The 13,103-nt window shown below is 54.5% G+C and carries 6 protein-coding genes and 1 tRNA gene; 1 reads left to right on the top strand and 6 read right to left on the bottom strand.

Features of this window, described 5'->3' with window-relative positions; translation table 11 throughout:
- Positions 1–22 precede the first annotated feature (22 nt).
- The 5 genes from ACAW75_RS08220 to ACAW75_RS08200 all read right to left on the bottom strand — a co-directional run bounded on the left by ACAW75_RS08220 (position 23) and on the right by ACAW75_RS08200 (position 8,897).
- The gene (locus ACAW75_RS08220; protein WP_370728214.1) at positions 23–760 is read right to left on the bottom strand and encodes a class I SAM-dependent methyltransferase; all 738 of its coding nucleotides are present in this window, start codon (positions 758–760) and stop codon (positions 23–25) included.
- Positions 761–1,011: 251 nt separating this feature from the next.
- Complete coding sequence (locus tag ACAW75_RS08215) at positions 1,012–3,594, bottom strand: YfhO family protein (protein ID WP_370728213.1); 2,583 nt, start codon at positions 3,592–3,594, stop codon at positions 1,012–1,014.
- 220 nt (positions 3,595–3,814) lie between these two features.
- Positions 3,815–4,426, bottom strand: coding sequence for a gluconate 2-dehydrogenase subunit 3 family protein (locus ACAW75_RS08210; RefSeq protein ID WP_370728212.1), 612 nt, complete (start codon positions 4,424–4,426; stop codon positions 3,815–3,817).
- Complete coding sequence (locus ACAW75_RS08205; protein WP_370728211.1) at positions 4,423–6,174, bottom strand: GMC oxidoreductase; 1,752 nt, start codon at positions 6,172–6,174, stop codon at positions 4,423–4,425. The genes ACAW75_RS08210 and ACAW75_RS08205 overlap by 4 nt, the downstream gene beginning before the upstream one ends.
- Positions 6,175–6,281: 107 nt before the next feature.
- A complete protein-coding gene (locus ACAW75_RS08200) occupies positions 6,282–8,897 on the bottom strand; it encodes a M14 family zinc carboxypeptidase (protein ID WP_370728210.1) in 2,616 nt (871 codons plus the stop codon).
- A gap of 198 nt (positions 8,898–9,095) precedes the next feature.
- Between ACAW75_RS08200 and ACAW75_RS08195 the strand changes: the two genes are divergently transcribed.
- Positions 9,096–9,167: transfer RNA gene (locus tag ACAW75_RS08195), tRNA-Glu, on the top strand.
- A gap of 199 nt (positions 9,168–9,366) precedes the next feature.
- On the opposite strand, the gene ACAW75_RS08190 is transcribed toward ACAW75_RS08195, so the two are convergent.
- Positions 9,367–13,068, bottom strand: a complete 3,702-nt coding sequence (locus tag ACAW75_RS08190) for an SdrD B-like domain-containing protein (protein ID WP_370728209.1) — start codon at positions 13,066–13,068, stop codon at positions 9,367–9,369.
- Between the last annotated feature and the right edge of the window lie 35 nt (positions 13,069–13,103).

Genomic DNA, 13,103 nt, shown 5'->3' with positions numbered 1-13,103 from the left:
CCTGTTAAACGGAAAAGATGGCCTACAGTTTAACGGCTGAGAGGCCAATTATTGGTTGACTGTCCAGGATGGCTGTCCAGTAATCGGCGGGATGAGCCTGTTTGCCTTCCGGCGAGGCGGTTACCGCATGCCACTGAACCTGCGTAAGTCCAGCCTGGCTTAATGCCGTTTCGTGCGTTGTCTTGGCCAGATGATAATTGATCACAGCAATGTTCGACAGGTCGGCCTGATAAAACCGCCAGGTAATTTCGGCGCCCTCTGCATAGCTGGCATTCTCGCGGGTAAAACCATACGGAAACATCGCCTCTACCGAGGCCTGATAATCAGGGTTACTATTTATCGTGACAAAACGACCACCCGGCTTCAGGTGGTTGGTGATGACCTGACCCATCTGGTGAAGTTCCGCGGCAGTCTGGGCGTAGTTGAGCAGATAAGTGGCCGTAATCAGATCAAATTTTTTGGCCAGGTTCAGTGCCAGCGCATTCTGACAATGATAAGCTACACCAATAGGCTGTTGGTCCTCCGCCTCTTCGGCCAGCTGGATCATTGCTTGGGAAATATCTACGCCAACAACGTCGGCGGCTCCCCTGAGCTTAATCTGTCGGGTGTAGAATCCCTCTCCGCAGGCCAGATCGAGTACATCCAGGTTGGCAAGCTCCCCGACCAGCTGGAAAAAGGTATACGACTCGACGTGCTTTCGCCAGGGTAACATCTTCGATGCCTGGTATTCTTTGGCAATGGCATTGTAGTCAGTTGGCATAAGGTAGCGGTTTAGGGGGGGGGGAATGCTAAAGTAAATGAACGTTTTTGTAATTCACTACCCGTACGATCTTACGATGTAGAAAAACGATTGTCAATCTGTTAGCCAGGTCAACAAAGCTATTGCGCCCGACCAACCGCTTTTTGCCGTGCGCGGTGCGGCAGCATAAATGCCCTCAAAAACCGATGCCATCGCTGATCAGCGATGGCATCGGTTTTTGAGGGCATACAGTAGGTACGTTCCCGTTTTGCCTATACCGTAACAGCCGTTTTTTCAGTGCCAACTTGTTTAGCCCCACGCAGTGAAAACCAGGCTCCGGCCATAATCAGGACGATGAGCAGGAGGTTAGCCACCAGATCGAGGCTATTGCCAAGGGCGACAACGGGCGGGTCAAAGCGGAATTCGATAGTGTGTTTACCGGCCGGTACGCGCATACCGCGCAGGATGTAGTCGGCGCGGAAGTGAGGAACTTCTTTACCATCCACGTAGGCTTTCCAGTCGTCGTTACCCCGGTAGTAAACCTCCGAGAATACCGCCACCTGCTCAGTTGGACTGTCGCTTTGGTAGGTAAGCTTATCCGGTGAATAGGCCGTTAACTGAATGGTGCCGGCGGGCGTCAACGAAGCAGGCAGGCCCTTTAATTGATCGGCAAAGCGCTTGTCGACGACGGCTGTCTGTTGAGCGCTCAAGGTTTTCAACGCGGCCATGTCGGCGTCGGCATCGGCTACCTGCTGTACGTTCTGCACAAACCACGCATTGCCCAACGCACTCGGGTTTTGTTGGGCCACGGGCGATCCCGACGGCCTGCCAGTGCTATCAACAGGTGGCGCAATGATGTATTTCACGTTCAACATATTCAGGATATTCTCGGCGTTGTCATTGAACGCGTACGTGATCATCTCCTGATACCGTTGCAACTTGGCCGCACTGTATCCACCTATCGACTTGTGGAAATACGACGCCCGGTTATTGTTCATGAAGTCGAAATTGCCGTTCGAGTTATCGAATACCCGGTAGCTCAGGGTTTTATCCTGCAAGATCTGTGCGTCGGCGGGGGTTTCGTCAAAGGCCGAATCGACGGTAGAGTGAGGAATAAAGCTTTGGCTGTTGATAAACCGCCGCCCCAGGCTGTAGACATCGATGGTGTTCAGCAGGAACAGGAGTGGAAGCAGCAGGCTGGCCTTTAGCTTTTCGGTCAGGTAGAGCCAGATCAGCCCGCCAGCCAACGTGACCACGAAAAAGGCGCGGAACGCATCGGCCCGTAGCAAGCTGGCCCGATCGCTTTGCAAGGCGCGCAACAGGTCAGACGCATCGGCTCCGAACATAGCGGTATCATTTGGCCCCTGAAAATCGAGCAGGCTGCTGCCTAGCAGCGCCAGCAGTAAGGCCAGCCCTCCGGTAAGCCCAAAGGCAATCAGCAGCGGTCGCTGAATGGCTTTGACCGTTGGTTTTTGTGTCAACAGCGTGTACAGTGCCAGCATCGCTCCACCGCCCAGGAAGATCGGTGTCATGGTGAGGGTCATGGTCACGGCCCTGAACTTATTGAAATAAGGCAGAACGTTGAATAGCAGGCCATTGAACCAGAGCATATTCTTGCCCATAGCCAGTAACAGGGTCAGTAGCAGGCCAGCCAGCATGAACCACCGCAGCGTCGACCGGCTGATGAAGAGGCCCAATATGAATAGGAAAAGTAAGGTTGCCCCCGCGTAGGCCGGACCGTTTGTGCTGCCCCAGTAGGTTGGGATTTGGGCAATTAGCTCGTCGGCTGCCAGCCCTCGGCTCACCAACACCTGGTAGGTAGCTGATTTAGCGTCGAGCCCCCCCGAGCCGGCTAGGCCGCCATACAGATTCGGAATCAGCATGGTCAGTGCTTCGCCCACACCGTAGCTGTACTGAAAGGCGTATTCTTCATCGAGTCCATCGGCGGGCTTGGCGTGATCCGACGGTTTGGCCTGAGCAGCCTGACCCGGAGCCGTAGCGGTAGTTGTTTTGGCGGTTAATTCAGATCGCCCCCGCGTTGTTTCTTTTGAATACTGATTCAACACAAGCAGTCGCTTGCTGAACGAAGCCATACCGATTCCTGTGGTGACGCCGAAGATGGCCAGCCCAATCAGCAGCCGACGTACCTGGCCCAGTCTGATCAGCCTGGTGCCCTCAATGATGACATAGAGACCTATGCAGAGAAAAAGATAATAGGTAATCTGTACGTGGTTGGCGCTGATGTTCAGGCAGGTAAACAGCCCGGTTACAGCCGCCCCCGACCAATATTTTCCCCGCAGGCAAAGCACCAGCCCTGCCAGCATACCGGGCGCATAGCCAAGGGCCAGAATTTTGGAGATATGGCCTGCTTCGATCGTGATCAGGTTCCACGAAGCCAGCCCGTAGGCCACTGCGCCAATGGCCGCCAACCAACCGCGCGCCGTACTGGAAAGCGTGGTTGGAAGGTCTTCGTCAGTGTCGGATGCCTGTTTGCCCAGCAGCACTACCAGCAGTATATACAGACCCAGCATCTGCATGAAAACCACGTCGATAGGTCTTGGAAATAGCCTCAGCACCGCTGCGGTTGCCCGGCCAACGTAGGTGTTTGGGTAGTCGTGGGCAATGAGGTAACCCGGCATACCACTGAACAACGCGTTGGTCCAGTTTGGAAACTGACCCGTTTCTTTTTTGTAGTACCGCAACTCCATCGTGGCAGCGTTACCCTGCCGCACGTCCTGCAAAGGCAATTCTTTACCCTGCCAGGCGGGCAGAAAATAAATAGAGGTGATAATGAATAGCCCGAAAATAAACAGCAGATGAGGCCGAAGCCGCTGAAAGAGGGTACGTTGTTCCATGGGGGCAAAAGTAGGGAAAAAGGAGGAAGGGGAGGAGGGGAGGAAAGGAGGAAAGGAGGAAGGGAGGAAGGGAGGAAGGGAGGAAGGGGAGGAAAGGAGGAAAGGAGGAAAGGGAGAGCGGAGGAAGGGAAATTGGAAAAGGAACGATGTAATTTGTACGTTCTATTTCTGCTTTACCCCTTCCTCCGCTCTCCCTTTCCTCCTTTTTCCCGGTCCGCTATTAAATAAGCTTATACTGTTTCAGCACGGCTTCTGGCGGACCATCCCAGTTATTAGGTGTGTTACCCATATAACCGAGGTCTTCGATGCCCATTTTACTGGTGTAGAACCCGGTCATGGTGTAGTTTCTCATGAGGGTGAAGAAAGCAGCCCCCTGCGACAACTCCGGTTTGGTTTGTTGCGGATAGGCAATCAGGTCAACCATTTCGATTTGCTGCGCTTTGGCTGCTTCTGAAAAAGGCTTGCCAAACCGTTTACGACACTGGTTGTCCAGCCAGGCTAGTCCGCCGCGCATCGGCGTCTGGTTGGCGGGTTGGTCTTTCATCATGAATTCGATGAACGCCGGTACACCTGCCTGCGACGCGCTGCCCGACTTGGCGTCGGCGGGGAGAATAATGTCGGCCAGGATCGTAACGGTTTTTAACTCAGCAGGCGTGAAAAACGTATCGGCCTGAAGTTTGGCGTCCCGTTCGGCTTCAAACGCTTGCCGACCGCCGGGAATTTTCAGCGGCACCTTTTTGTCGGGTGGGGCCGGAACCGCTGCTTCGGCCGGTCCAACAGCCAGCCCGAGGCTACTCAGCGAGATAGCCTTAAGCGAATCTCTGCGCTTCATATATTTTTCTTTTTGACTTGATCAATGAAGTATTCCGACGTGCGCATTGACGAGGCCAGGATTGTCCACGTAACGTTTTTATCCCCCTGCGTCACAAACGGCGCGGCATCAACAACGAACAGATTTTTCACCTCGTGGGCCTGCTGGAAGGGGTTCAACGCTGACCGTTTTGGGTCATTACCCATCCGAACGGTACCGACTTCATGGATGATCTTACCGGGCGCTTCCAGGCCGTAGCCGTGATTGGTGTTGGGCCCCGGCTTTTCGCCCGTCGGAATGCCCCCTACCGAACTAATGATCTCTTCGAAGGTATCCTGCATGTGCTTGGCCTGTTTTACCTCATAATCAGACCATTTGTAATTGAAGCGCAACGTGGGAATGCCGTACTTATCCACTTTCGTGGGGTCAATTTCGCAGTAGTTGCTTTCAAGAGGCACGGGTTCACCCCGGCCAGCCATGTGGATATAAGCCCCGTAGAAACGGCGGGCATCTTCTTTCAGCCGTGATCCGTAGCCGCCTGCCGGTAATGACTTTCCGTTGGCATAAGGGTATTTTCCGTTCATGGCCTCCATACCCATACCGAAACCAAACGAAGGCATGCCCATGCCGCCGCCGTATTCGATGTGATAGCCACGGGGGAAGTCTAGCTTTTTGTTGTCGAGCCACCAGGGGGTGAACACGTGCATGCCGCCCACACCATCTTCATTATAACGTACCCGGTCCATCAGGGCAGGCACGAAGGCAGACCGCGAAGCACCGGTGGAGTCGTTCAGGTATTTACCAACAACACCGCTGCTATTGGCTAAGCCATTCGGGTACCGCGACGACTTGGAGTTCAACAGAATCCGGGCCGATTCGCAGGCACTTGCGCCCAGCATAACGGCTTTGGCGCGAACGGTATGCTCCTGCAACGTACCTGTATGGACATAGCTGATCCCCGTAGCCAGACCCGTCTGTGGATCGGTCAGCACCTCGCGACACATAGCTCCGTTGATGAGTGTGACGTTTCCCGTTTTTACCGCTGGAATGCACAGGACCGATGAGGAGGAGAAATCGGCGTAGGCCTGACAGGCGCGGTTACATTGGTTGCAATAGAAACACTGCCCACGCTCGTTGTTGATCGCTTTGGTCAGGATAGACAAACGTGACGGGATAACCGGAATACCGATGCCTTTGCCCGCTTTCTGGAGCAGCATTTCGTGCAGGCGCGGCTTCGGCGGCGGCAGGAAGTACCCGTCTGGTTCATTGCGCATGCCTTCTTTTGAGCCAAAAACACCAATCAGCTTGTCGACCCGATCATAATACGGAGCCAGGTCATCATAAGTAATTGGCCAGTCGTCGCCAACACCGGTTAGTGATTTACGCCGAAAATCGTCGGGGCCGAAGCGCATAGAGATACGTCCCCAGTGGTTGGTGCGTCCACCCAGCATACGCGACCGGAACCAATAGAATTCAGTGCCCGCTGCAGCAGAGTAAGGTTCGCCATCAATTTGCCAGCCACCCCAGGCTGCGTCGAAATCCCCGAAGGCGCGGGTAGTACCTGCCCCACGGCGGGGCGACTCATACGGCCATTTGAGTTGCGTAATGTACTTTGGATCGGCGGGATCGAAATAACCACCCGCTTCCAGCAGCACTACTTTTGCACCGGCTTTTGCCAGCATATAAGCAGCCATGCCGCCGCCAGCTCCGGAGCCAACAATAGCGACGTCGTAGGTAGTGGGAGTTTCTTTGATCTGAAAAGAATTCATGTAGTACCCGGTTATGATTTGATGAATTACACTTGGTAAAGATAAAACTGGCCTAAATATCCCTATAGAGACGTTTAAGTTCGCAGTAAATGCTTCCGGGTTTCCTGTTAGTTGCCGCTCATAAACACAGCGTTACCGAAGAGAAGCTTGCCATTATACCAGAATCCCCGGAACAACGGATTGTCGGCCAGATAAATTACCTGTCCTCTACCCAGCTCCTGCACACCGATGGATAGTGTCTGCTTCAATTTCTCTTTGGCGTTCTTTCCGGCGAAGCCTGCCACCAGATTGCTGTCTTTCAGATAGCCTACATTCCAGCCATCTTTCAGCATATCGTACGTATGCGTGTCCTGAACCAGCGTATAATACCCGCCCGACAGACCAAAACCCAATGGATGGGAGGTGTCAAGATTCAGGCGGTAGATGCTGCCGGGGGTCTCATCTGATACGGCCACCCGTTCGCGATCGGCGTATATCTTCAGCGAGTCGGTCAGGGCGCGTTTGCCTTTCGCCTTATCCTGCTCGCCTTTTTCGTCTTTCTCCTTTAGATCGAAACCTTCTTTCCCAACCAACGCTGCTATTGCCCGCTCCATAGCAATCAGTTTGCCGCCACCACGAATCCAGTCGCGAATAGCCGACAGCGTGCGATCATTCAGGATGCGGCTGTAGGCAAAACCATTCGCCAGCACCAGTACGTCGAGTTGTTTCCAGTCCACCGAACCCAGGTCAGCTCCGTTGATCAGGCTGACGGGGTACTTCAATTCCTGATCGAAGTAGTGCCACACTTCGCCAACCGATGTCGCCGCTGTTCCTTCGCCCGATACGACAGCCACTCGGGGCGCTTTCAACGACATCACGAAATCAGAACCAAAGTCAGAACCCTTGGTCACAAAGCCAGTTGTTACGGGGGTCAGCGTAATGGTCTGGTTGGCGGCCTCTTGCCGAACTAGTTCGTCGAACCGGTTGCCGAGGCGCTCGTTACCTGCCCGGGTAATGAGCAACGTACCTGCGCTATACTGTTTGCCGTTTAATTCAAAGGGTTTCTCGGCAGCACGTACCCGAACTTTCTTGCTCAGCAAGCCCGCCAGGAATTGCACCGACGGCATCGACTGCCAGTTGACCAGGTAAGCGTATGGGCGATCAGACGTAGACAGGATCGAGGCAGACGCTGGCTTGGCTGTTGTACTGACCGGATCAATCCGGGAGGTTAGCCCGTAGGTTTGCAGGCCAAAGGCGTAGGGCAACGACCAGGCCGTGATATCGTAGGTGACGGAATCCTCCAGTACCGATTTTGGCTCGAACAGGATCTTTAGCAGCGTAGATTTTGGTTGGTAGGCACTGATGATCAGATCCTGTTCATCGATCGTCACGCTTTTGTCGCTGGCCTGTGTCATGTAGTTATACACGCCGGCAGACATACCTGACGATTTACCTTTCGAAGTAGACCCACCCGATATCGTCTGCGTTTTTCCGGCTACTCCGTAGCGAATATGGTTCCGGTCGAGCAGTTGCCGTAGTGCCGAAAGTTTACCCTCATCGCCACCACTCTTGATCACATAGGTTTTGTAGGGACCTACGGGTGCCGACTGAGCTTTATCGAAAAAATGACCAAACTCGTTGACCACTTCTGCTGACCGATCGGCCACTGATTCGAGCGTGGCGAAAGAAGAGGCTACATGATGGTCGATACGCTGACGCAGGGTGAGTGTGTCGCCGTCTGCTTTTCGAATAGCCAGACCAGCCCGGCTGTTACCTCCCTGCTCATACGTCATGCCAATGGCTCCGTTGTAGGTTGGGTACGTGTCGCCATAGCTTGGATAAAAGAGGTCGAAGCGTTCGCGGGTGTAATAAAGCCAGTGGTTCCGGTCGAAGTAGCGGCTGCAATACTGCCCGACGACGGTTTGGAACTGCCGTTGGAACGGGGTAATATCTTCGTGATACGGCTTGGCTGAGGGCGCAAAATAATACGGGCTTTCAACGCCCATCTCATGAAAATCACCGTGCAGGTGCGGCATCCATTGTTGATACAGCGCCATTCGCTGCTGCGTAATTTCCTGCGTTTGCCAGGCCCAGTCGCGGTTCGGGTCGAAATAATAGTGAGTATAGCGCCCGCCCGGCCAGGGTTCACTGTGTTCACGCGCAAACGGAGTAGGATCAGGCGTACGCCCCTTCATCTGGTTGAACCAGTTCACGTACCTGTCGTGGCCGTCGGGGTTGAGGCCTGGATCGAGAATCACCACACTCGTTTCCAGGATCTTTGGTGATACCGTAAAGTTTGCGCTGGCTTTACCGGGCTCCAGCAGGCCATACATGACTTCCATAAAGGCCTCTGAGCTAACAGCCTCGTTGCCATGTACATTGTAGCTCAGCCACTGAATGGCTGGCATCGGGTTGCCCGAAGGCTTTCCCGACAGCATCCCGATACGACGAAGGTTATCCGTCCTGATTTCATCGAGGCGGGCAATATTGGCTTCGCTGCCAATCGCCACCACAGCTAGTTGGCGGCCTTCATACGTGGTGCCATAAGGAATTACCTTGATACGGGTGGGCGCCTGCCGGGCAACTTGTTCGGCATAGGCAATGACGCGATGATGAGGTGTGTACCGTTCTCCAACCGGATAACCTAGAAACTGGGCGGGAGAAGGAATGGGACTTTGAGCAGAGACTGGCGTGTAAAATAGATACGTACAGCAAATAAGGTAAGCAATGAAATTTTTTTTCATGCCGGTGGCGGAGTGAAACGAGTTGAGATTGAGCTAATTGTTACCCACCAAAAATAGCAGTAAAAGGGGTCTAACCCATTTTTAAAAGAAAATTTTAGGGGTGGGTATTGCATTTTACGCTTATCGCCGTACTTTTGCATCACGATTCGCTGACGGCGTAATTGAGCCATCAAAAACACGTCAGGTCTTTCACAAGACGGTCGATTCGTCTAGCGGTTAGGACACTGCCCTTTCACGGCAGCGACACGGGTTCAAGTCCCGTATCGATCACAGTTCAGCCCCCGGCTACGCAACAGTCGGGGGCTTTTTTGTGCTCGGTTTTTACTGGTGCGCCACGGCGATGGACGTATGGCGGGAGATACTGCCCACCAGCCCCGAATACCAGAAACGAAAGCAGATCCGGTTTAAACCAGCAGCGGCTGACCGCTCTGGGCTACGCTGGGTCTGCGCTAATAAACAGCCATAGACATCACCTGATCCGCCTGACTTCAATAGGCAGGCATTTGCCGGCTGAACAGTCACAGGGTTGAATCTCAACGGCAACTTCCGTGAAGCAGCCGGTTCCGCTATACACCCGGACCCAGTACGTACCTGCCTGCTGGAGCAAGGGTAATACGCCGCTAACGGGTAAGCCGGTTGGTCCTGTTGTGACGGACACGCCGGCTTCAAATGAACTGCCCCGCGCCAATTCGTAACTAACTGCGTTAACGACACCCATGAGAATAAGGCTGTAGGCGGCAGGCCCGTCGCAAAGTGTGGTGACTGGCCCGATAACCGGCTTGGGGTTTACCTGCACACTAACTGCAGCAACGGCTGTACTCGTACCAAGGGTACAGGTGGCCGTATAGGTAAGCACCGTAGGACTGCGTAAAGTGAGTAGGTCGGCCGTCGATACCAGCACTGACCGGCCACTGGTAATCACTGTTCCTGACGACCATTGAATACTACCCAATGCACAACCGGTGGCCGTCAGCAGAACGGACTCCCCCGCACAGACGACCGTGTTGCTAACCAGTATGTCGGCAGGTACAGTGCAGCTAAGCGGGGCCGTATAGGTCTGACTTATCAGTTGGCCTGCGTAGCTTACCGTGAGCGTGTGCTGGCCAGACCCTGAGGCAAAACCAGTCAGCGAATACGGGACAAACGTTGCGCCGGCGGTGATCGATAGCGTAGTCGTACGGTTACCATCGGTCAATAGAGCGGTGTCTGTTATGGCGTTGGTCAGAGAAAGTACCCCCGTTAGCGTATACTCGTTGGTCATCGTACTGCACTCGCCCGGCGTTATAGCGACAGACAGAGCCGGAACGCAGGTACGTTGAGGAAGCACGGCCGAGATAACCGTGAAACAACAGGGGCCGTTGTAAATGATAATAGAATAGCTGGTGCCACTGCTACTGGTCGGGTTAGGGAGGTCCGTATACGTCACTGAACCATTGGTAACTACGCGGCTGGTTGAGGTGGCCGTATAGGCCGGTGGAACGGTAGAGGTAAAGAGGAAGGTCTTATCGCCGTTCTGAATACCAGACAGTTCAATACGGCCATCATCGTTTGCTACGGTGCCACTTGCCGGACAGGTGGGTGCGGTAACCTGAACGGTGGCAACGGTGGTCGGCAGGCAGTAAAAACCAACGTCAAAGCTATGATCCACCGAGCCGAGATTGCCCGTGGTAAGGTTGACGACGGGAACTCTCGCAGTGGCAAGGGTACTTACTTCGGCGTCTGAATCGTTCGTGTCATTCAGGGTGCCGCCTGTTGCATTGGCGGTAGTCAGCTGATACCGGCCACCCGCCTCGGTCAATACATTATCCACGAACTGCCCGCCTGCCCCAAAAACAAGCTGATAGGTGGTGTTAGGCAAGAGTGCCGGTGTTGTGCCGGCCACAGTAGATGAAGTGGGCGAGTAGGTAAAATAGTAGTTTCCATTGGCATCAGTCGTTGTGGTGGCAATGGAGGTTCCGTTCTGGTAGAGGGCAACCTGGACACCGGCCAGCCCCTTTTCGTTGGCATCCTGCTCGCCGTCGTGGTCGTCGTCCTGCCAAACGCGGTTACCAACCTGTAAATAACTGGGCAGGTCGCAACTGAGGGTCACGCCGCCTAGTCCGGTAGCTTTTCCGAAAGTGGCCCCGTCGCCGTCCAGTGTCCGGTAAATGACGTACGAACTGGTGGCGTTGCTGCCCGATGTATAATAACCGGTTGTATTGCTCAGAAAGCGAATACCGCCCGACCAGGACTGATCATTCAGCGGGTCCATCGTAGAGACCACCACTTCGCCCGACCCTGGCCGAATAGCCAGTGCACCGTTCACATTTTCGCTGTGAACCAGCACGCCACCGTAGTAGAAATTGTCATTATAGAACTCGCCGGCACCGGGGCCTTCGTTGTTGGTGGTACTCGAACCCGTGTTGGGACCAGCCTGGCCACCATTTTCGAGAATGTAGGTTCCATTGCTGAAGTAAGCTCTAAGTATGTCGCCTCCACTGATATTGGTGTAATGAGCCGCATCACTTGAGTTGGTGTTGGCATTTTCGAAGCCTAACTGCATGCCCGACCGATCATTGAAACCCAGCACCATCGACCCGTCAATATCAAACTGGATATCGGCCAGAAGCGGTTGTGGATGAATCAGCGTACGGTTTACATTCGTGAGCTTGTCGAATGAATCTTCCCAGGGAAACCAGCCTCGTATGCTGAAGTCGGTCCAGTCGGGCGCTCCCTTGGGGTATGTTAATGGGAAATCGAAGATAACTTTAAACGTACCGCCGCTCCCCAGGCTATTCCCCGGGCCCGGCGTATAGGCCAACACTACGGCCCGCAGGTCTTGTTTGTGCTTGCTCAGAGAAGCATCGCAGACCGCACCCACATATACCTTGCCCTGATACGTTTTCACCCCCCATATCCGGCGAACACCGCTGCTACAAAGGGTGTCGAGCGGAAGCGGATGCGCCGCCCAGTCGGTAGGGCCGGGGGCGCCACTTGCCGGTACGCGCAGCGAATAGAGCTGACCATCGCTGAGGTTGGTAAACCAGAGTAACGAGCCATCTTCGGCCAGATCCATATCGCCGATTCCTACTTTGCCAACTGCCGAAAAAGCAAGTGAATCGTGGCTGGAGCTGCGTGGTTCCGGCTGTAGCCCGCGGTCAGTATTGGTTGGTAACGAACCCAGGTTGATACCAATATCATTCAGGTTAACCAGCAAGCTTGTGTTGGCCGTACCGAGATTGGGGCCTGTCATATCGGTCACGTAGATGCCGCCTATCCCGCCGGGGCCAAGGCCTACGTGGCGCCTGACAACGGCACTCGAATACAGGCGTTTCGTGAATTTATTGTAGGCCGTTCCCCATAATGACCCCACCTGGCCGGCGTTGGCCAATGGCGTCATCCGGCTCATGTCTTTGTTGCCGCGCAACGAATATGGAAGGGCAACCAGCGCATCCAGCGACCCTGAGACCCCGCCCGCAGGAAGCGGGTCACCGTTTACGAAGCAGGGAACAATGATCAGCGGGTCGTTTTGGCAATATTCCTGTGCGTTCAAGACACCTAAATCGACCGCGCAGTCGGGGCCGTTAACAAACTGCACGGTTGTCTGGCCATCTGCCCCGACGGGTGTTCCATTACCCGCATATGTAGGTACGTTCCCAAACTCTACCCGAACCGGGTAAGCCGCTGTGGGTAACGCCAGCGTGTATTTCCCGGTTGAATCGGTCGTTGTTGTCAGAACGGTACCAGCCGGTGTAATCGCCCGAACCAGGATGTCTGGCAGGCCCGTCGACTCGCCGGGCTGATGAATGCCGTCAGCGTTGAAATCGTTAAAGACTGTGCCGCCTAAGCCAGCGCAGCTAAGTGATGGACAAGGCGCTGGCGACATGAATGTGCGCGACACACTACAAACCGTTGTGCCTGACTCATAACTAGCCGACACACTCAACAGCGCGTTCGTTGGGTCAATCTCGAACGCCACCAGCTGAGGGCTGCGTACATCGGCCTCTGATGCGGTCGATACATCCCGGACCGTTATCGTTTTTGTCTGATCACCCAACTGCACAGAAATGACCCCGCCATCTGGAATAGCTGTCCAGCTTACTTCAACGCTGGCTGTTGCCCGGCTAAGCCCGCTGACGGAATAGCAACCCGATACCGTTGTCGTGATCGTGAGGCCACAGTCGTTGTCCATCGCCTGTTTGGCAACTGCAGCAGTGCGGTGGGCTG

Origin of the sequence: Fibrella arboris, assembly GCF_041321095.1 — a bacterium.
GTDB lineage: Bacteria > Bacteroidota > Bacteroidia > Cytophagales > Spirosomataceae > Fibrella > Fibrella arboris.
Note: the sequence above shows the minus strand (reverse complement) of the source record. Positions and strands in the feature narration are given on the sequence as shown.